This is a genomic window from Bdellovibrio sp. (genome assembly GCF_047637665.1).
In the GTDB taxonomy this organism is placed as follows: domain Bacteria; phylum Bdellovibrionota; class Bdellovibrionia; order Bdellovibrionales; family Bdellovibrionaceae; genus Bdellovibrio.
In genome coordinates this window covers 168,146-189,099 of sequence record NZ_JBLJBT010000026.1, presented here as the reverse complement: position 1 = coordinate 189,099, position 20,954 = coordinate 168,146, and the positions used below count along the sequence as shown (strand labels likewise).

Below are 20,954 nucleotides of genomic sequence, written 5' to 3'. Positions count from 1 at the left end.
AAAGCTTACGCGTTCACTTCAGTGTTGCGCTCTGATTTAGAAGTCTTGATTGAATAAGAAGTGATCGGTTCGTAAGCATAGCTCAACCAGTTGTAAACTTTGAGTCCACCTTGGTTCAAGTCTTCAGCCAAACGATTCGCACGGTTTTGCAAGATTGCATAAGCCACAAGTGCTGGAATCGCTGCGATCAATCCGTAAGCTGTCGCATTCATCGCTTCAGAGATACCTGCAGAAAGCAAAGACGCTTTGTCCGCTGGATTCGCAAAAGCCACCGCCGCGAAAGATTTAATCATACCTGTGATCGTTCCAAGAAGACCTGTCAACGTCGCCACGTTACCAAGCATCGACAAGAAAGCCGTGCGGTGATCAAGGTGAGCGTTTTCTTCAAGAAGAACTTCGTCCATTTTGCCTTGGATCTCTTCTTTACCACCCAAGTTACGAGCAGCCATTGCACCTGCCGCGATCGCACGAGCTACGGGATACTGTGCAGACATTCCCTGCGCTTTAGAGATGATTGCATCCATTTCGCCACGACGAATAGACTCTTCAAATCCAAGAGCAAATTCGGTTTGGTTCGTTTTACGACGAACAAATAGAGCGTATGCTCTCTCGATAATGATTGCGATAGAAGTTACTTGGATGAGCAAGATTGGCCACATCCAGAATCCACCATGTTCAAACGCCTGAGCCATTTTAGTTAGAAATTCCATAATTTCCCCTCCAGTCGCTAAAGATTACAGACCATGGTCCAGGAGATGGCAAAGCGAAAGACACATTGACACGGGCCAATATCAACAAAAATGTAACTTTAATTTGATGGATTCCTGAAAAAAGAAACGCCTGGAAAGTGAATCAGGCCACTTCTCTCGGCAGCCTGATCCAGGTCATAACTAAAGATTACTGATTAAAGGATTTCAACTTCCCTGCCACATAGGCATTCAATTGAGACATGGAAACGCGTTCTTGGGTCATTTTGTCGCGATGACGAACCGTGACAGCCTGATCATTCAAGGTGTCAAAGTCGACGGTCACACAGAAAGGAGTCCCAATTTCATCCTGACGACGATAACGCTTCCCGATAGAAGCCGCTTCATCGTAAGTAACATCAAAGTCCTCTGCCAGTTGATCGCGCAATTTTTCAGCAATAGACGTCAACTCTTCCTTCTTCGACAACGGCAAAATTGCTACTTTGTAGGGAGCAATCTCTGGATGCAGCCCCATCACCACGCGAACATCTTCTTTGCCAGCCTCGTCAGTGCTCACTTCCTCACGGTATGCATCACACATAAAGGCCAAGAACAAACGATCACAGCCCACGGCGGTTTCAATCACGTACGGAATGTATTTCTCTTTGTTGGCTTCATCGAAGTACTCCAGATTTTTTCCAGAAAACTTCGAGTGTTGAGACAAGTCAAAGTCCGAACGATTGTGAATACCTTCAAGCTCTGAGAAGCCCATAGGGAATTTAAACTCAACATCCACCGCGGCGCGAGCATAGTGAGCCAACTTATCGTGATCTTTGAAACGCAAGCTTTCAGGCTTCAAACCATACTTGATATAGAAGTTCCAACGAGTTTCTTTCCACTCTTTAAAATACTTCTCATCCGTCCCCGGCTTCACGAAATATTGCATTTCCATTTGTTCAAACTCACGCGTACGGAAGATAAAGTTTCCAGGCGTGATTTCGTTACGGAAAGACTTTCCGATCGCAGCAATCCCGAAGGGGATTTTATAACGAGACGATTGCTGACAGTTCTGGAAATTCACAAAGTGACCTTGAGCGGTTTCAGGGCGCAAATAGATCACGCTTCCTGAATCCTCCAAAGGACCCATGTGAGTTTTAAACATCAAATTGAAGTTTCTTTCTTCCGACAAATTCTTGCTGCCGCAATTAGGACACTTCTTTTCATTGACATAAGAATCCGTATTGTCCGCGCGGAAGCGAGTTTTACAATCTTTACAGTCAACCAAAGGGTCACTGAACCCATCGACGTGTCCAGACGCCTTCCAAACCGTGGGATGCATCAGGATCGCGGCATCTAGACCCACAATGTCCGCTCGGCGAGTCATGGCATTCCACCAAGCACGCTTCACATTGAGCTTCATCAAAGAACCTAAGGGACCATAATCCCAACAACTGCCAAGACCTCCATAGATCTCGCTTGATTGAAAAACAAATCCACGACGTTTACTGAGGCTGACAAGGGTGTTTAAATCCTCGCAGTGCTTAATTTTCATACAGAGGCTCCAAGGTATATCTCTAGAAGTCATTTCTGGGACGACCTCTAATGGTTACACTTCGGTCTAGAAGCAGTCAAGAAAACGGGCGTCCTACTTGATCTCGGACGAGGTCTTAGAGAAGCTATATTTATGCAGCGCGCTTCAAAAAGGTACGGCGTACCTCTTCTTTTTTTTCTTTTTGTTTCACAGGTTCATGCGGAGTCTGTCACTCAGTTTGTAACTAAAGAAGAGAAGATTCGTGAAGAAATGATCACGATCTCGCGTGAGTTGGGTGTGACTTGCACAGAGTGCCACAATGTGACGAATTTCCGCGAAGACTCCAAGAAGGCCTTTCAAGTTGGAAAAGAGCACATGAAAATCACTCAGATGCTCAAAGACAACGGCTTTGACGGAAAAAAAGGCCCCATGTCCACATGCTATATGTGTCATCGCGGCAAACTTCGTCCTGATTTCAAAGAGCCCACTCCCGATAAGGCCCACTAAACTCCCCTTCAACTCCTCAGGTTGACTCTCGACCCGCATCAGTTGGAAATTAAAGGCGCCGGAAAGGACCTCTATGAACTTAATTGATCTCTCGATTCGTCGCCCGGTTTTTGCGTGGGTCCTCATGTTTGCTCTGATCGTCTTTGGAGCCATTTGCATGAACCGCATGGGCATCAGTCAACTCCCCGACGTCGACTTCCCGGTGGTCAGCGTTTCCGTCACCTATGAGGGAGCTGCACCCGAAGTCGTGGAGTCTGAACTCATTGACCCGATCGAAGAACGGTTGCTCGCTATTGAGGGCATCAAAGAAATGCGCTCCTCAGCTCGACAAGGGTCGGGGTCTGTCACTCTCGAGTTCGACATCAATCGCAATGTCGATGTGGTCTTGCAGGAAGTGCAAACGGCTTTAAGCCAAATGCGCATGCCTCCGGGAGTGGACCCCGCGATCGTTCGCAAACAAAACCCAGAAGAGGACCCGATTATCATCATCTCGGTCTATGGCGATGCGCCTTTAAAAGAGATGCTTTCCTGGACCGAAAACTATCTTCTAGATCAAATCCGCTTTTTGCCCGGCGTGGGCGAGGTCAGTATCGGTGGTTTCAGTCAACGCAATCTGCGCATCTGGTTGGATACCAAAAAACTGGAAGGCCTCTATCTGACAGTGAGTGACGTCGTGGAAGCCCTGAGCACCCAGCATCTGGAAAGTGCCGCCGGTCAATTCACCGAAGGACGTCGCGAGTTGCGCGTGCGCTGGCTGGGTGAAGCCAGCTCCGTGGATCAAATCAAAAACATCCAGATCCTACGTCGAGGGGGTCAACGCATTTTCGATCGCGAGATTTTCATTCGCGATGTCGCCGATGTGGAAGATGGCCTCTCAGATATTCGCCGTGTGGCCCGAGTCGACGGACAACAAGCCGTCGCCATGCAAATCCGCAAACAACGTGGCACCAACGAAGTTGTCGTAGCCCAAACCGTCAGAGAAAAACTGGAAGAGATCAAAGATCGCTTTCCCCAAGGGTTCCAATACCGAGTCAATGTCGACTACACCCGCTCCACCGAAGCCACCGTCGATCTTACTCTCGAGAAACTATGGGTCGCGGCCCTTATCACCATCCTGGTGTGCTTCCTTTTCCTGGGAAGCCTTCAGGCCGCCGTCAACATTCTTTTCTCCATTCCCACTTCGATCGTGGGCACCTTCACCATTTTGTATTTTTCCGGCTTTACGCTGAATCTTTTCACACTTCTAGCCCTGACTTTGTCGATCTCTATTGTGGTCGACGACGCGATCATGCTTTTGGAAAATATCGTACGCCACTATCGCATGGGCAAAGGCTCTGCCAAAGCAGCCTCGGATGGCTCGAAAGAAGTTCTTCCCGCTGCGATCGCCGCCACTTTGGCCGTGGTCGCCGTCTTCTTGCCCGTGATCTTCATGCAAGGAATTATCGGAAAGTTCTTCTTCCAATTCGGCGTCACCATGAGTGCCGCGGTCATGCTGTCCCTGCTCGAAGCCGTCACCATCACGCCGATGCGAGCCGCAGCCTTTTTAAGCAGTGAGCCGAAAATTTCCAAACTGGAACATTTTCTCGATGAGGTCTTTGAAAAGCTCTCGCATCTGTATCAGAAAGTCCTGCACGGCACTTTGCGCTGGAAATATCTGATCGTGATCGGTTCCCTGCTTTTCTTCGTGGCCTCTTTGTTCCTAGTCTCTAAAGTCCGTCAAGAATTTGTGCCCGCGCAGGACCAGGATCTGATCATCGTCAGCGCGCAAACACCGCCGGGCACTTCTTTAGCGACAACCAGCGAACGCTCCAAAGAGCTTGAGTCTATTCTTTCCGCCAATCCCAATATCGCCGGCTTCTTCGTTTCTGTCGGCGGCGGAGGTGGTGGCGGCGGTGCCAGTGTGAATCAAGTTTTCATGCCGGTGACCTTAAAGCCCCGTGCGGAACGCCATCAAAGTCACACGCAAATCATGAATGATCTGCGCGGTGAATTTAAAAAGATCAAAGGCTTGCGCGTCACCATGCGTGACATCTCCGCACGGAATTTATCTTCGGGACGACAAAATCCTTTGGCCATCAACTTGCGAGGCCCCGATTTAAAAGTTCTTCTGCAAAAGTCAGAAGAACTGATGGAGAGACTGGAAAAAGAAAAGTTGGCCGTGGATCTGGACACCGATTTCAGAACCGGAATCCCCGAGCTGATTCTTACGCCCAATCGCAAAAACATGGCCAGCCGCGGAGTCTCTGTGGAGTCCGTGGGGCAGGTGCTTTCTGCCGGCGTGGGTGGCCTTCGCCAAGGTCGCTACACTGCCGACGGACGCCGTTATGATATCCGGTTTAAAATCAAAGAAGATCAAATTCGCTCGGCCGAGGATTTCAAACGACTCTACGTCCGGAATAACTTCGGCAATTTGATTCCCATGTCACAACTTGTGAATATTCGCGAAGACAATGCTATTCAAGGAATCAACCGGGTCAACCGTCAAAGAGCCATTTCTGTTTTTGGAAACTTAACGCCCGGTCAATCTCAGGCGGTCGTTCTAGAAAAAGCCTCCGCCATTGCTAAAGAAATTCTTCCCACCGGGTATTCGTATGCTCTTGAAGGGGCCTCCGCCGGTTTTGCCGAATCTTTCAAAAGTCTTTATGGTGCCTTGATGATTGGTATCCTGGTCGCCTATCTGATTCTGGCGGTTCAGTTTAACTCTTTCATTCACCCTGTTTCAGTCCTCATCGCCTTGCCTTTCAGCGTGACCGGAGCCCTTGTGGCCCTCTGGATGTTTGACGTCTCACTGAATCTTTTTAGTTTTATCGGATTGATTGTTCTGATGGGTATTGCCAAAAAGAATTCTATTTTGCTGGTCGAGTTCACCAATCAGGTTCGACGTCATGGCGAAGAAAACATTTCCGAAGCGTTGCTGAAAGCCTGCCCCGTGCGCCTGCGCCCCATTCTCATGACCTCGGTTGCGACGGTCGCTGCGGCCCTGCCACTGGTGGTTGGTGCGGGCATTGGCGCGGAAACACGATTGCCGATGGGACTTTCCATTATTGGGGGAACGATCATTTCAACTTTGTTGACACTCTTTGTGGTGCCCGCCCTTTACTTGATGCTTTCCCCTTTGGAGAGTAAAAAGAAAGACATCCTGCTTTAGGCAGCTTAAAAGATATGCCATTTAAGATTTTAAAGTCCACTCAACGAATGATTTATTTTTGCGCCGGATGGGGATTCCTCATCCTGGCCGTCATTGGCATTTTCCTTCCGCTGCTTCCGACAACACCTTTTTTACTGCTGACTGCGTATTTTTTTGCACGCAGTTCCCAGCGCTGGCACAACTGGTTGCTGCAACAGCCCCATCTCGGCCCGGTGATTTTGGATTGGCAACGACACGGAATCATCCGCCTTCGCGTGAAAGTGCTGGCCACGGCTCTCATGGTGCCGCTGGTTACCATCTCTCTGTTAAAGGAAACGATTCCTCTTTATGCCCGCATCCTCGCAGGACTTGTTTGCCTCGGAGTTTTAATATTCATCTGGAGTCGCCCCCAGGTACGGAAATAAAACGCTCTAGCGAGCGCGATCCATAAGGACCGCCACCTGCAAACCGCCCCCACTCACATTGACCTTCAGGCTTTTGTTCGTGGCACGACACATGAGTCCACCCACTTCAAAATGCTGGAAGCGACCGTTGGACCAATCGTATTGCACAAAAACTCCCAGATCCGAGATGGCTCTTTTCGGTCTTGAAAGAAGACCATTGACCTCAATCAGATTCAGTTCTGTTTTCTTTTGCAAAACCCATTCATGGCGACGACTGCGGGGAATTTTGCGGATTTTATTCTCAAGCTCCTGGTTCATGAAAACCTGCTGACCACCATAACCATCGGCATGTTTTATCACCCAGTCCTGCGGACGTTTGGTCAATTCATCGGCAATCGGCGCAGACAGCAGATGCGCGGGAAGGATGGAAGAGCCCAGAGCATTTTCCTTACCCAGAAACCGTTTTTGCAAAGCCGGATCCGCGAGCAACACCAAAATAGACTTAGACGCCACAAGCCCCGTCAAAAACGAACCGTATTGCGGTGTTGTGGATCGCACCAAGCGACGATACAGATGATGTCCCTCTTGGTAGTCTTTCAGAGTATAGGCAAAACTCATATTGATGGCATCAGGACGCCAGTCTTTACCGATGACCACCCGTTGATTCTGCGTCTTGAAGGTCTGATGGTACAACTGAGGATAGCTTTCGGCGTCCACATCAAGATCAAACTCACGAGGACAAACCAGACGCACCTCAGAACCCAGACGCTCTGCTGTTCGCAAAAGATATTCTTCATCCCAGTTGTAGCTGTCATACTGAATGCGCGCGATCTTGTTTCCAAGGCGCTGCATGTTGCGAACTTCCGCCGCTGCGGTGTCTATCATACGCAGGCGTTTCTTTAAGGTCGGCATATGCTCTAACAAGGTTTTTTGAAAAAACGAGGAGCGCGCAAGTCCATCAAAACCGATTTCATTTATCTCTAGAAGCTGAGGTGGATTTCGCGGATCCGGTGAACCCACGATGGCCATATCAAAGCGATAGCTTCCGGTGATGCGACCTCGGCGAAAACGCAGCACTTCCAATTCATCCAACAGATGGTCCCGGATCGGTCCCTTGGGCACAATCGCGCGAATCTCTTTTTCAGGCAAAGAAAGAAGCTCCAAAGTGAATTTCGTAATCAGGTAGGCGCTGCGTTTGATCGTTGGCCAATAAGACGCCGGCAAAACCCTGGGAAGAATGGAAAAATCATCATCCGTCACTCCCGTTAGCTCAGAGTCCACAAATGAATTCCACAAATTCGTTTTTTGATCGGAATTATTATAGATCGAAATTTGCTTATCAAGATCCATGGGCGGCCGTTCTCGGTAATAACCATTGAATTTCATAAGCTAATTATGAGGGCGCCAGCCCCCCGCCTCAAGAGTCCCCTTTTTTAATCTCACGAAACCAGACTAAGGCTAAGGCACGACCTCACACGCTCGTTTTCCAGGGCCTCTTTTTGCTCCCTTGTCGAAAAACTGATCACTTCTCCCAGACCACTCCTAAATAAGTGCGAACTCAGATGGCACCCAAACTGCACTTATTCTGCTGGATATTATTCTTAACGCTCGGATAAGGTGACCAATGCGTTCTTTTTGGGGTGCTCTTTTACTAATACTGTTTTCTCAAAGCAGCGCGTGGGCGCAAACCCAGGCCTTGTGGCCCTCGGCTCCGGTCTTAAAAAACAGCGACTGCATCCTTGAAATCTTAGCAAAAAAAATGAATATCACTTTGGATGCCAAAAAGGCCCGCCCGGCAATCAAACCTCAGGACAAGATCACCTTGGAGGAATACCAAGATGCTGTCGAAAAGTTCTGGGGCTGGCGTCCCAGTGCAATTGTGAATGTTTATAATCCCGTGACCAATCAGATCTTCTTAAATACGACGGTTGAGTTCTATCTGCCCCGAGGGCGCACGATCTTTGACTCGTTGGCGCATGAGTACGTTCACTTTCTACAACTCAACTATTTAGGAAGAGACCCCGACGATTCCTACAACGAAGATGAAGCCGTCGAAGTGCAAACCTGGTTTCGTGAAACTTTTGCGTCTCAAATGAAAGGCCTGGATTTTCAATGTCCCGGAAAATGAAACCGCTCTTTTTTTTATTGTGGATGGTTGGACTGCTTTTCAGTGCAACGACGTGGGCGGCGAATTGCCCCGGTCATCCGCAATTACGCATTGAAGGCGGGACCGATCTTGAAGTTCAAGAAACTTGCCGCTCGTTTAAGAAAATCACTGTCTTTTTCGCTGAAATGGGAATCAAGACGGACGACAACCTGACGTTGCATTTTAAGGATATTGTCTATCTTCCCGGGGAAAATGAGAACACCGAAAACAGAACTCCCGTCTATGGGTATTTCGATACCGACACACGAGAAATTCACCTGATGCACTTTGCTTCTCCCGATCAAGAACATCGCTCTGCCTGGGGCCTGACATGGACTCACGAGCTTGCCAGTTCATTCTTGCTCCATGAGATGACCCATCTGGTGGTGACCTCTTATTTGGGGGCTGATTTTAAACGCCTGGCTCGCCCCTGGCATGAGGCCATTGCCTATGCCGTGCAGTTGGAACTAATGCCCGTGGCCCAACAAAAAGAAGTCCTCTCGAGACAAAAAGATCTTGTTGCTGATCCGTTCACTGATGTTCGTTCCGTCAATATCATGTCGTATGCCGTGGATCCCGATGCTTTCGCCGTCAGAGTCTTTGCTGCCATAAAAAAATGGGGCGGTCGCGAATTTATAAAAAAAGTTCTGGATAATCAGATCCCAGGAACCGAGGAAGAATAATATAAAGCGCGCCGCTTTTCGGCACCACCTCGGGACTTCAACATTTCACTTTGAGAAACATGGTTTCAGGTGCCACCTCATTGCTCTTCAGTCAGCACGCCCCTTGCTTTTAATAAAACTCAGCAAGGAGTTTTGGAGATGCTTCAACGCGCTTTCATGATTATTCTCATTTTGGGACTGCATATTTCAACCCAACCTTGGGTTGCTCCGGAAAAATCCGTCAAACGAGAGCCACAAAGCCTGAACACGGCTCCAAACGGCACTTTTTATCTGGCCAGCGGAACAGACGGATGCCCTTCTCAGATCAACTGGCTGATGGAATGTCAGGGATTCGTCCTTGATACCAGCGGCAGTCACTCCCTTTCTGAAGGCCAAAGATTCTGCCATATCAATAAAGGCCCTAAAGTCTTCCGCGAGCGCCTTGAGTATGGCACGAAGAAGCTACTCACAGAAGTCGTCAGCAAGGACAATATGATTCGCAAAAAGGAAACGACAACTTTTTCGGCGAAAGGAAACTCCGTCACTCTCGAGCAAGAGGACACCGTGATCTTTGATGAGACTGGAAAATTTCTTTGGGAACATAGTAACAATGGCAAAGGATTTAGCTGTCTTTACTCTCGCTAACTTAAACTTATACGTACTTATTCAAAATCGCCTTATAAGCCGTTTCAAGAAATTCAATGGAGTGTTTATCAGACCGACGAACCGCCGTTTGATACGCCTCCGTCACAAGCTTTATCGAAGCTCCCGCCGGAACCCCCAAAACCTCATACGCATCCCAGCTATGGCCATTGTAATTAAACATCACATTTAAATGTTTTGTCACAGTGCCTTGTAAATCGGGATGTTGTGGCAAGGGCTCGTCAGCCCCGCTTATGACGGGTGCTGGGTCCAGGAGCGACGGCGCACTGTCCTTGGCTTTCATATTCAGCTGCGTCGGACGCTGTGGCCCTCCGCGCGACAATAGATACCAAAAGACGAAAGCTCCCGCCCCCACTAAATTCAATGTCAAAAAGTCTTGGCTATTCATCCAAGTTCTATTATTCGTTGGGAGCACAAAATTATCAAGGAGTGTCCGCATGGCAGCACCAAATCCCTTCGAAAAGCAAACCCCCATTCCCGGAGTGAAACATATCATTGCCGTTAGCTCGGGCAAAGGAGGCGTGGGCAAGAGCACCGTCGCTACAAATTTGGCCATGGCTTTAGGGCGTAAAAGCAAAGTAGGACTTCTTGATGCTGACATCTATGGGCCGAGTATCCCTCGAATGTTAGGAACTTTGGGACAAAAGCCCCAAATCAATCCCGAAACAAATCAACTCGAGCCCGTCACTCGTTATGGTATCAAATTGATGAGCATCGGTTTTTTAGTTGAGGAAGGGGCGGCCGTTGTTTGGAGAGGGCCGATGCTCTTTAAAGCCATGGATCAATTTTTACGCGATGTAAACTGGGGCGAGTTGGATTATCTCGTGATTGATCTTCCCCCAGGCACTGGCGACATTCAGCTGACTCTGGCGCAGAAGGTTCCTGTGGCCGGGGCCGTGGTCGTTTCTACACCGCAAAACGTGGCCTTGATCGACGTTAAAAAAGCCGTCGATATGTTTGAACGCGTGAATGTTCCTTTGTTAGGTATGATTGAAAACATGGCCTATATGATCAATCCCGCCAACGGCGAAAAAATGCAGCTTTTCCCTAAGGGAGAAATGGATTCTTACGCGCAATCCAAAGGGATCAAAAAAATCGGTGAAGTTCCCTTCAACCCTTCCGTGGGTCTTGCGTGTGAAGCCGGCATCCCTATCGTTGAAGCCAACAGCAACGGCGCTGAAGCGCAAGAGTTCATGAAAATCGCCGATCGCATCCGCGAAATCCTGCCTTAACCCAAAAAAATATCTCGCTCTGAAGTGCGAAAAGCACTTCAGAGTCTCACACCTAAACACTGTCTTCGTTCCACCTTTAAACAAACCCCACCGCCTTTTCCCGAAGAGAAACACATTTTCGACGTATTTTGAGAATCGAATGTGCCCCCCTTGAAAATAAAACTTTGGTCGAGCTATCCTGAAAGAGTTGAAACCACGAGGCTCGTGAGACTTGCTCTAGGGCAGGTGAACGCTTGGTCGGGCCAGCGAAGGAGGACACAGATGAAAAATCGTATACACGATCATCATGATGAACCACCGAAGTGACGTGCGAGTCACCAGGATTGCTACCCAGAGGTTTTGAGTTCAGGCCTCTCTAAAGAATGATGAACAGGTTGGATCTATCAAGAATAACTCAAAGGAGGTTCCTAGGGTTATACTCGTTAGGATTTAGATCCTTCCTTTGCCTCAAGGCAAACCGTCGGAAACGGCGGGACGCAAAGCTAGAGGGGTGTCGGTGCGAACCACGCCAGCCAGCTGCCAAAGGTGAGTCACCTGAGGAATCAGAGGTGTGCATATGGAAGGAACAATTACATACAAGGATTGGTTTCATTCCCCTTAGCTTGCGAGTTATCATTGACGATTCCTCGCAGGCACTTTTAGTTTCTGCAGGTCTCTTTTCCCTCTCAAAATCTGATTATTTCCATTACAATTATCACATTTTTACATCCCCTGGGCGGACTTATAGTGAATTCCAAGGCAGACCATTGCGTAAAGGCATAGCAATTGGGTATGCTGGGCCCTCTGAGGTCCCTATGGAATTAAACACATTAGAAAAAAAGAATCCTGTCTGTCTTCAACGGCTCGAAGAGTTTAAGTGGCTCACTCAAAAACTCTGCGCTCTCTTTGCGACAGAAGGAGTTCGTTGTCAGGCTTATCGTCCTGGCGCTCCCCATTTTTCTAATCTCCCTCAGTCCAAACAAGACGAGGTCCTTGAGTACCTCAGATATTATCTTGAGCTCTGCATGGGACAAATTGCCGCCGGAGATCGCCTCAGTGACAATCTGAGTTTCACTTGGCGTGCTCTTAAACGTTTGGGTTTTGTTCCCCGCTCGGACTTATTCAACCACCTCACTGACGAAGATGTGATTGAGATCTACAACAGCGAGAACAGACAGCTCTTTAGAAATCTCCGCTTCTTTGATCATTGCTCTTACACACTGGAAGAACTTTGCACCTTGGAATGGTGGGCTCTTTTTGAACGAGATCAAAAGATCACCATGAAGCTTTTCGAAACCGCCGAAAAAATATTCCGCGGAGAAATCACGGAAACTGTTGTTCCTAACGATATCGAGCCCCATATCATCAAAGAAACTCAATCTCTTGAGTGCAATTCGGTGCTCTATCAAGTCCGTTGCGCCAGTCCTCTTTACGTCAATAGACGGCCCGAAGGCTTGATTTGTATCTTAAAGATAAATCTTCATTGAGCCCCCAGCTCTTGAGACTTACTATCGAAACTAAACAAAAAATCGATAGGACTTTATGGGTGCTCAAGAGTTTCTCAGCTTCTGCAAAGATTTACTTGGTCAAGAATTCGTATCAATTCCGTCCTCACCACAGTCCTGTGTCAGTGGTTTTACTCGAGAGCTGACGGCGACTGTTTCTCCTCGCAGCAAAGAAGAAGTCGTTCAAATTGTTAAAGCGGCGAATGATTTTCTTGTTCGACTTTACCCCATCAGTCGCGGGCGTAATTGGGGGTTTGGTTCGTCGTTACCAACTCAAGACGATCTGATTCTTTTGGATCTTTCCCGCCTCAATAGAATTCACCAAGTGGACCTTGATCATGGTTACGCTATTGTCGAGCCTGGAGTCACGCAAAAGGCCATGGCCGATCACTTGACGGGTCTGAACGCCCCTTACTTCCTTGATGTCACAGGGTCTAGCAGCGACAGCAGTATCATTGGCAACGCCCTAGAGCGCGGTATTGCCTATCACTCTTTACGCGTTGAAACTATTTCCTCTTTAGAAATCGTTTTGGGCAGCGGTGAAGTCATTAAAACAGGTTTTGCCCAAGATCACCGCTTTCAATCTATCGGACACCTCTATAAACACGGCGTGGGCCCCTCCTTAGATGGACTCTTCTTCCAATCCAACTTCGGAATCGTCGTCTCTGCGACAATTCAATTACTTCCTCGTCCCGAAGAACAATGCTCTTTTACCATCGCCCTCGAGGACGAAAAAAACCTGCTTCCTCTTTTGAATGCCATCCGTCCCCTTCTTGAAAATCAAGTCTTACGCTGTATTCCCCACGTCTTCAATCAGGGACGTCTTTATGGCGGCATGGCCCCCCTGCTTGCTGACTATTTTAAAGCGCAAGGGGAATCTTGGAGTAAAGAATCCATCCATTCTTATATGAGCAAACATCTTCCCGGAAAATGGTTCGCCGTGGGAGTTCTCTCGGGAACTGCCGAAGAAATCAAATCCATGAAACAAGCTCTGCGCAAGATTGCGAAATCGTGCGGGGGAGCTTGCACCTTGTTGGATGAACGCATCAATCGAATTATTCGTGTTTTGCTCAAGCTGCCGTTCCTGAAAGAGAAGCGTGCTCTTTTTCATGTCTCCCAAGTGGTGCGTGGCCTCACGATCGGGGTCCCCACCGAAAAAACCTTGCCCAGCATCTGGTGGCCCATCACTCCTCAAAAAGAGTTGCAATCACCAGATCAACTGGATAGCGGCAAGGCAGGATTTATTTATAACGTGCCTTTTGTCCCTTTCAAATCCCAGGATGTCGAGCGGATGTTGAAGGAAGTTTACTCCACCTTGGGTTCTTCGGGTTTTGAATATGCGATCACTCTAAATCTTGTGACTCCGCAGGTTGTCGAAGCGGTCATCAGCATTCACTATGAACGTGACGTCAAAGAACAGGTCGATAAAGTTCACAACCTAGTCAGACGCATGACTGAGAACTTAAATGATCTTGGTTATCCCCAGTATCGCACCAACATTGCCATGATGGATCTTGTTGTCGACTCTAAGAGCGACTACTGGCAAGTCGTCAAAAGACTCAAGAGTGTCTTTGACCCCAAGGGAGTGATTGCTCCCGGGCGCTACTGCCCAGAATAGGATCGTCCGAGCGCCCAATTTGTCACTGCTCAGGGTTTCTTGTCGAAATCCTGACTTTATCTTCAATATATCGTGCCCCCGGAGGCAGACTTCTTGCTCTGTCTTTGGGCATGATGAAGTCACTTCGTTTCTTCAGTTTTTTGTTCGTTCTGTTTTTGGCTCTTTCCGGTCAGGCGCTCAGCTATGACTACCCCAAAATTTTTGATACCACTTACAAGGTCATGACGAACAAAGACCTCTACAAAGCGTTGAATGAAGCTTTGATTCAACAAAAAAACCCTCTCACACAAAGTCAGATCGTCTTCATCCTTCAAAACAAACCCGAATACATTCCTTTGGTCGAACAAGCTCTTTCCCGCATGGCCGTGTCTCAATCTGAGTCACCCGAGGCTTATGCGGAATTTCTTAAAACCGTCAAAACAGAACTTAAAAGTTTGGTGCAATCGCCCGAGTTCCTCAAGCAAATCGAAAACTACGCCAGCCCTACCAACCCCGCCCTTCTGACTCTTCCTGGGGATGCCCCGGGCTACCGTGCGATGAGACTTTTTGTGAATCATCCCCACTTGCAAAACCCCACTGATCCACAGAGCAAAGTTTTGCCGGGAGATGATTTGCGCCAAGTGGTTGTGGATTTTATTGGCGGGGCGGAGCAGGAGATCTGGTACAACGTTTTTGACTTCGATTTGCAAGTGGTGGCCGAGGCACTCAAGAATCAACACCTCAAAAAGAATGTCAAAGTCCATGGCGGTATTGATGCCGGCACCATTGCCGCCCGCAACGAAGTTAAAGTCATCTTTGATTCTTTAGCAAGTTTGGAAAGTGCTAATTTTAAAACCGTCGCCGTGAACTCGGTCGGTCTGAACCATCAAAAAATCATTGTGCGCGATCCGTTCGGTCCGCGTGCCGCCGTCCTCTTCTTGTCAGGGAACTTCACTCAAAGCTGCATTGGGCCCGAAGGAGATCTGGTTCAACTTCCCCCTGAAAAAAGACCTGTGTATTCCATTCCCAATGCCAACCACGCCCTGATCATTCTGGGGTCCTTGCCTGCGCAAGTAACTCAAGCAGAACTGCGCAAAACGTTGGAATTCAAAATTCGCGGACAAAGCCAATATCCCATCGGCGGAAGTTTTAAAATCTTTGGCAATAAACAAGGTGCTAAAGAGGCGCCCTATATCATCTTGTCTTTCTCTCCCAAGGGCGGTGATGGCGACGTCAATAAGAGCATCTTTGTTCCGCTGATTCAAAACACTCAAGGCCCCATTGAGGCTGTTCATTTCGCTTTCTCTTCAAAACAAATTCAAGAAGCTCTTTACCAACGAGCCAAACGAGACATGGACGAACGAGGTCGCTTTGAGTTTCGCTCCGTGGGTGACACGCCTTTTGCTTTGCGCGAATGGAGTGTTTTCCTTTCTCTCTCGGGTCTCAAAAAAGATCTCCCCACAGGCAAATATTATGTCGACGCCGAAGCCCCGATCCTCCAGTCACTGGGATCCCTGGGGGTTACAAATCTTCAACAGAACATTCGCACGGCCCCAGAGGTTTATGGAGAAAGACACTTCCGCTTAGAAGATGGCACCGCCCTTAAAACCACCTCCAAGATTCATCACAAGGTTTTCATTTTCCCCGAAGAATCCTTGGCGGTTTTGGGGACCTCCTTTAATCCCAGCGAAAATGCCGAATCAAACAATGAACAGATTCTTATCGTAAAGGACAAGCGGATCGTGCAGCAAGCGCGCGGATTCTTCTATTATCTGTTTAACAACTCACAAAAATCTGTCACCCAAGAGGCCACTCGTCGCAACCTCCGAGCCCTCCCCGACACCTTAGGAGACGATAACGAAAGCACTACGGAGCGTGATCAATGAAATCATTTCGTTTCCTCTCAATTCTTGTAAGTGTCCTTCTTGGATTGTCTTCCGCCTCCGCGGCCGAGATCTATGCGGACTACGCCAAAGAAAAGAAACGGATTAATACCGAGGGCAGCGAAGCTGCGATTCACTTCTTTCATCAGAAATACAGTGACACCCCTTATGTGATCGTGAATAAAAAATCAAAATCGGCCTTCTTCTTTTCTGAAAAAGGGACTCTTCTTGAAAAGTCGACCGTACAAACCTACCCAGGGGATGAACTCGGTCGTGGCGGCGCAGGAATCTACTCCTACGCCGAGGCCAAGGGCTTTTTTCACTACGGAAAGGCAGAAAAAGATCTTTCCGTACACGCTCTTTTCGTCGGGGACCTGCGAATCTCTCCGGGGACGACCATCTATGTTCTTCCTGAATCTGAAGACCATCGTTTCCGTCTTCGTAATCACAAAATCACCTTCAACGCGGCTCGAGTACTGCGCAACCGCCCGCTTTTCAACTATAGCCCCTTGAACAACGAAATTCGTCACAGTGAGTTCACCGTCGACTACGCCGATACTTTTATTAAAAAGTACGTGCGCACTCTTCAAGATGAGAAAGCCACCTTGATGGCTTTGCTCAATTTGGAAAACGATGAATACAATATGTTGGCGGAATTCGCATTCGGAGTTCTTTCACCAGAAACGCAATTTGGAACAAATTGGAAATACCGATTGAAACAAAATATCCCCGTGGTGGTTTCAATTTTCAAAGGGAATGGTTTGGATACAGACCAAAACAGCCGAGGCCCCACTCAAATCAAGAAAATCCCACCGGTCATCGTCGAGAAATACAACATCGATAAAGGGGACCTAAAAAGACCCGAAAACGCCGCGGTCGCGACGCTGGCCTTCGCTGCGGATCTTCTGAAGGAAGTGCGCAACATGGCGAACCTCCACCCTCTGATATCTGAAGAAACACTGCAGGACTATATCTATTACCTGTATCAAGGCCGTCGTTATGAAATTAAAGAAGGAACCGCGACGCCAGAAAAGAATCAGTCCATTCAAAAGATTAAAGAGGCCATCGGGCATCTTACGATTGAGGAATAAGGCGTTTACATAAAAAAACCCTCGCTTCTTTCAAAGCGAGGGTTTAGGTAAATCACAAAAAATCAAAAACTACTGTTTGCTTTCCCCTGGGGGAATCACAATCCGTGATCCCACCACCAACGAGGCGGGATTGCGGATCTTGTTCTTCTCTTTGATATCCGTCATAGAGACATTGTATTTTGCCGCAATCGCTGACAGATTTTCCCCACGTTTCACAACGTGAACTTTGGTTTTTGCAACCTCACGTACCGAGGAACTGTCTGGGGAAGGAACACGAATTTTCATTCCCACCTTTAGAGTACGACCTCTCTTCATGCTGTTTAAACGCTGAAGCTCTGACACGCTGGTCGAATACTTGCGGGCAATGGTATACAAAGAATCACCCGATTGAACGATATAATAACGTCCATCACTGCTGATGCTGATTGAGGTCTTCTCGGCGTTCGTATTTACAGATTTCTTCGCCACCAGAGAACGCGAAGTGCCGGAACGATCTTTCAAAGGTGTACGATCTGGAACATAGATCTTCATTCCCACACGCACGGCCTTCCGGCGAGGCAAGTCGTTGATATCGCGCAAGTACGCCACCGTCGTACGATAACGACGAGCCACGGTGCTCAAAGTATCACCCTGACGGATGCGGTAGACCTGAGTATCCCCAGAGTCCGCGATAAACTGAACGCTCTCAACAACACTTTCGTTAGCGGCGATCTGAGCCGCCTCTGATGTTCCCGGCGGAACACGCAAAATAAGTTCCGATCCTCTTAGCGTTGCCACTTCCCCTTTGAACTTAGGGTTCAAGGCTTTGAAATCTTCGTAGTTCAAATTCAACTTGTCGGACATTTGACGAAGGTTGATCGGTTTATTCACAGTGATGTGATCAAACTCAATCGGTGGTAAATAGTCGATATCATCAAATCCATATTTCGCAGGATTCTTACCGATCATCTTAGCCGCGATAAACTTAGGCACGTAATTGATGGTTTCTTTGGGAAGACGTTTTTTACGAGCCAGCTCCCAGAAATCACGCGTATAGTGATTCATCACTTCACGCTTTACGCGGTTTTCACCCACATTGTAAGAGGCCATCGCCAAATACCATGAGCCGAATACACTATAAAGACCTTTGAAATATTCCGCAGCGGCTTGAGTTGCAAATACGGGGTCTCTTCTTTCATCCACGAAGGGGCTGATTTCAAGACCATAACGTTTCCCTGTTCCACGAATAAACTGCCAGTAACCCACGGCCGCCGCATGAGATGTTGCGCGTGAACTAAAACCAGATTCAATCAAAGCAATGTAGAAAAGGTCTTCAGGAAGACCATTATCACGCAAAACTTTTTTCATCAGTTTTTCGTAGCGAGTAGATCGCGCCAAATATCTTTCCATATGAGGACGTCCGCGTCCCTGGAAATAGGCAATCCATTTTTCAACAAGAGGGTTCACTTCCGTGGGAATGGATTCCAACTCTTGATCGACCACCTTGGGTCCTTCAGGGTCTGAAAGGCGGAACGAACTGATATCCTTCATCTCCGCTTCAGAATTGGCACCTTCTGAGCCTCCGGCAGATGTGCTGTTATTTTTATGGGCACATCCCGCCAAAAAGGCCAGGACCAAACTCAATGTTAAAAGTCTCCGCATGAGTCTCTCCTTCGACACAGTTTTCAGGCTACAGAACTCAGGGGACTTTTTCAATAAAACATCGTCCTTATTTTGCCTTTTTATACAGCAAATCCTGCCATAAGACGGGTTTTAGAACATAGTTAGACTCTGCAACCAGACGATAGAGAAGAACATTGCGAAGAATGGCTTTCACATAAAAACTTGTTTCGGTCCACGGAACTTCGTCAAACCACAGCTCATCTCGAGCAGAGCCGCTGGCCTGAGACACCAGCTCTCCCACTTCTGGACGTCCCTCGATCCAGTTCCTCATGCGATAGGGACCTGCGTTATATGCCGCGAGGGCGAAGGGCACATTGCCATTAAACTGGTCCAACATCTGGGCCACGTAGAAGGAGCCCATCGGAATATTGATCTCAGGACGAAACATATCGTCGGGCAACTCCACCTTCAGGCCTAATTTTTTAGACACCTCTAGTGCCGTCGGAGGAATCATTTGCATCAAACCCAAAGCATTCGAGGTCGACACCGCTCGCAGATTAAAGGCACTTTCCTGACGAGTCAGACTTCTTAACAAGATGGCCTGCACACCATATCTCTCCGCTTCGGCCTGATACAAAGAGGTAAATACTTCGGGGTACCCAATCTTCACAAATTGTTCGCGGCGCAAGCGAGGATCTGCCTCCATGGCCTCATTCAACAAACGGATGGCCGTGACATACTGTTGACGCTCCCTCATTTTTTCGGCCAGTGCCACCTTCAGCGTGGGATCTTTGACAAATGGAATGTTGACGACTTCAGCCTGGGCCTCAGCCACCCAACCCGCCTCCGACAATTTCACAAAACGCCGCCAAGATTTCTTCTGAGCCCCGACAAGATAAAATTCGTTTTTCAACTTGGGGGAATTATCCTTTGCTGAAGGCCAAGACAGCTTTCCATCTTGAGACTCTGCCTGCAAACGCAGGCCATAGTATGAAAAAGGATATTTCTCTATGAGCTCTGCGGCCACCTGTTTGGCGCGATCAGGGTTGGTCTCCTGAAGGGAACGCACCAGCCAATAGCGTGCACTCAAATCATAACGATCCCGGCCCAGCAACAACAGACGCTCTAGTAAGGCAGAGGCATTTGAGAAATCTTTTTTTCGATAATGAATCAGACTGGCTCTAAAAAAAGCTTCTGCTGCTTCGTCAGAGCCCCCGTGATAAGTGATAAGACTGTTGAACAACTCCAGAGCACGATCGTACTGCCCAAGAAAATGCGCACAACGACCGGCGATCCACAAGGCACTGGTCGACTGCACCGCTCCCGGATTTTTCTCATTGGCTTTTTGTGCCAACGACAAAGCCCCGGCATAGTCTCCCCGACGATGCAGATTCTGCGCCCAGTCCAACAAACGGGTTCCATCCGCTTCTTCCATTTCATTCAAAGCTTTGATCTTGGCTAACTTTTCGGTCAAGGAGTTGTAGATATCCAGAGGTTTATCTTTAAGGCGTTTCGCCGCTCGACTGCCGGGATACTGATTTAAAATCTGAATAACATCTTTCAAGGCTGCGATCGCCTCATTCTGTTTGAGTGACTGACGAAGGCGCTCCTCGAGCTTAATCTCTTCACCGACCTCCGTGGGCGCTGCCGTCGCCGATTTTGGTGTCGACGTTTCCCCTTTGGCTTTTATCAAAAACTCTATTTTGTCTTGCAGATACCTTGAATCTTTTTGATCTTGAGCCTCTTCATAGAGAAACTGCGCTTCAGAATAATTCACCTGTGAAAGAGCCAAATCACCAAGCAACTGATAGACCGTGGACTTTTGTTCCTTGTTCAGTTTGTCGGCATCCATAAGCAATGAGTCTAAAGAGGCGACCGCCTTTTGATTTTTCTTTTGCACCTGATCTTGCAAACGCTGCAACTGAAAGTTCAACCAGATTTGACTTAAATCCGCCGACCACGGTCCCTCAGCAAGTAAGTCTTTATGAGATTCCAATGTCGCCAGCGCCTTTTCGATCGCGGCGGTATTGGGCTTCTTTTTCTGTTCTTGTTCTAAGCAGTGCATCCACGTTTGTGCAACCCATCCTCGCAGCTCTTTCTGGGCCGCAAAAACCTTGGGGGCCAGATTCACACACTCCGACCACTTCAAATGAAGCTCATAGTCTTTTAACTGCGATAAAGGAGAAAGCTTCAAATTTTTCTTCGAGGACGCCGCCTGGTACAAATCAACAACTCCGACTGACGAAAGATCCTTTTTAAGATCCACTTTTTCAACCTGAGCCTGAACAGGCGATGTCAAAACCAGCGTCAATAGCAAGGTCAGATTTTTCTTCATAACC

17 protein-coding genes and 1 riboswitch are annotated in these 20,954 nt (G+C 48.1%); of the genes, 11 read left to right on the top strand and 6 right to left on the bottom strand.

The annotated features are described in order from the left end of the window. Nucleotides 1-5: 5 nt before the first annotated feature. Together ACM64D_RS09010 and ACM64D_RS09005 are read right to left on the bottom strand one after the other, a co-directional pair. Nucleotides 6-710, bottom strand: a complete 705-nt coding sequence (locus ACM64D_RS09010) for a MotA/TolQ/ExbB proton channel family protein (protein ID WP_415062875.1) — start codon at nt 708-710, stop codon at nt 6-8. Between the two features lie 187 nt (nt 711-897). Beyond that, nucleotides 898-2,238 carry a glycine--tRNA ligase gene (locus tag ACM64D_RS09005; protein ID WP_415062874.1) on the bottom strand — a complete coding sequence of 447 codons (1,341 nt, stop codon included), beginning with the start codon at nt 2,236-2,238 and terminating at the stop codon, nt 898-900. Between the two features lie 132 nt (nt 2,239-2,370). Between ACM64D_RS09005 and ACM64D_RS09000 the strand changes: the two genes are divergently transcribed. From ACM64D_RS09000 to ACM64D_RS08990, 3 genes are all read left to right on the top strand, one after another. Beyond that, the gene (locus tag ACM64D_RS09000; protein WP_415062873.1) at nt 2,371-2,724 is read left to right on the top strand and encodes a hypothetical protein; all 354 of its coding nucleotides are present in this window, start codon (nt 2,371-2,373) and stop codon (nt 2,722-2,724) included. Between the two features lie 73 nt (nt 2,725-2,797). After that, nucleotides 2,798-5,872 (top strand): efflux RND transporter permease subunit, encoded by a 3,075-nt coding sequence (locus ACM64D_RS08995; protein WP_415062872.1) that lies wholly within the window; start codon nt 2,798-2,800, stop codon nt 5,870-5,872. Between the two features lie 14 nt (nt 5,873-5,886). After that, the gene (locus ACM64D_RS08990) at nt 5,887-6,276 is read left to right on the top strand and encodes a YbaN family protein (protein ID WP_415062871.1); all 390 of its coding nucleotides are present in this window, start codon (nt 5,887-5,889) and stop codon (nt 6,274-6,276) included. A gap of 6 nt (nt 6,277-6,282) precedes the next feature. Here ACM64D_RS08990 and ACM64D_RS08985 read toward each other — a convergent pair whose 3' ends face one another. Further along, complete coding sequence (locus ACM64D_RS08985; protein ID WP_415062870.1) at nt 6,283-7,641, bottom strand: hypothetical protein; 1,359 nt, start codon at nt 7,639-7,641, stop codon at nt 6,283-6,285. Between the two features lie 238 nt (nt 7,642-7,879). On the opposite strand from ACM64D_RS08985, the gene ACM64D_RS08980 reads away from it, so the two are divergent. The 3 genes from ACM64D_RS08980 (at nt 7,880) to ACM64D_RS08970 (ending at nt 9,708) form a co-directional block, all read left to right on the top strand. Next, a complete protein-coding gene (locus tag ACM64D_RS08980) occupies nt 7,880-8,383 on the top strand; it encodes a hypothetical protein (RefSeq protein WP_415062869.1) in 504 nt (167 codons plus the stop codon). Next, the gene (locus tag ACM64D_RS08975; RefSeq protein WP_415062868.1) at nt 8,380-9,084 is read left to right on the top strand and encodes a hypothetical protein; all 705 of its coding nucleotides are present in this window, start codon (nt 8,380-8,382) and stop codon (nt 9,082-9,084) included. The genes ACM64D_RS08980 and ACM64D_RS08975 overlap by 4 nt, the downstream gene beginning before the upstream one ends. Before the next feature lie 138 nt (nt 9,085-9,222). After that, nucleotides 9,223-9,708 (top strand): hypothetical protein, encoded by a 486-nt coding sequence (locus ACM64D_RS08970; protein WP_415062867.1) that lies wholly within the window; start codon nt 9,223-9,225, stop codon nt 9,706-9,708. 7 nt (nt 9,709-9,715) lie between these two features. Here ACM64D_RS08970 and ACM64D_RS08965 read toward each other — a convergent pair whose 3' ends face one another. Further along, nucleotides 9,716-10,114, bottom strand: a complete 399-nt coding sequence (locus ACM64D_RS08965) for a hypothetical protein (RefSeq protein ID WP_415062866.1) — start codon at nt 10,112-10,114, stop codon at nt 9,716-9,718. A 49-nt stretch (nt 10,115-10,163) separates the two neighbouring features. Between ACM64D_RS08965 and ACM64D_RS08960 the strand changes: the two genes are divergently transcribed. The 5 genes from ACM64D_RS08960 to ACM64D_RS08940 all read left to right on the top strand — a co-directional run bounded on the left by ACM64D_RS08960 (nt 10,164) and on the right by ACM64D_RS08940 (nt 17,013). Further along, complete coding sequence (locus tag ACM64D_RS08960) at nt 10,164-10,958, top strand: Mrp/NBP35 family ATP-binding protein (protein ID WP_415062865.1); 795 nt, start codon at nt 10,164-10,166, stop codon at nt 10,956-10,958. Between the two features lie 441 nt (nt 10,959-11,399). Further along, a riboswitch (cyclic di-GMP riboswitch) is annotated at nt 11,400-11,482 on the top strand. 270 nt (nt 11,483-11,752) lie between these two features. Beyond that, entirely contained in the window at nt 11,753-12,424 is a 672-nt protein-coding gene (locus tag ACM64D_RS08955; protein WP_415062864.1) for a hypothetical protein, read from the top strand. Between the two features lie 55 nt (nt 12,425-12,479). Continuing rightward, the gene (locus ACM64D_RS08950; RefSeq protein WP_415062863.1) at nt 12,480-14,060 is read left to right on the top strand and encodes an FAD-binding oxidoreductase; all 1,581 of its coding nucleotides are present in this window, start codon (nt 12,480-12,482) and stop codon (nt 14,058-14,060) included. A gap of 110 nt (nt 14,061-14,170) precedes the next feature. Continuing rightward, nucleotides 14,171-15,925, top strand: coding sequence for a phospholipase D-like domain-containing protein (locus ACM64D_RS08945; RefSeq protein ID WP_415062862.1), 1,755 nt, complete (start codon nt 14,171-14,173; stop codon nt 15,923-15,925). Then, nucleotides 15,922-17,013 (top strand): hypothetical protein, encoded by a 1,092-nt coding sequence (locus ACM64D_RS08940; RefSeq protein ID WP_415062861.1) that lies wholly within the window; start codon nt 15,922-15,924, stop codon nt 17,011-17,013. Before ACM64D_RS08945 ends, ACM64D_RS08940 begins: the two co-directional genes overlap by 4 nt. 69 nt (nt 17,014-17,082) lie before the next feature. Here the strand turns inward: ACM64D_RS08940 and ACM64D_RS08935 are convergent, their stop codons facing one another. Continuing rightward, nucleotides 17,083-18,654, bottom strand: a complete 1,572-nt coding sequence (locus ACM64D_RS08935; protein WP_415062860.1) for a LysM peptidoglycan-binding domain-containing protein — start codon at nt 18,652-18,654, stop codon at nt 17,083-17,085. A gap of 67 nt (nt 18,655-18,721) precedes the next feature. Beyond that, the gene (locus tag ACM64D_RS08930) at nt 18,722-20,950 is read right to left on the bottom strand and encodes a transglycosylase SLT domain-containing protein (RefSeq protein ID WP_415062859.1); all 2,229 of its coding nucleotides are present in this window, start codon (nt 20,948-20,950) and stop codon (nt 18,722-18,724) included. Nucleotides 20,951-20,954: the final 4 nt, after the last annotated feature.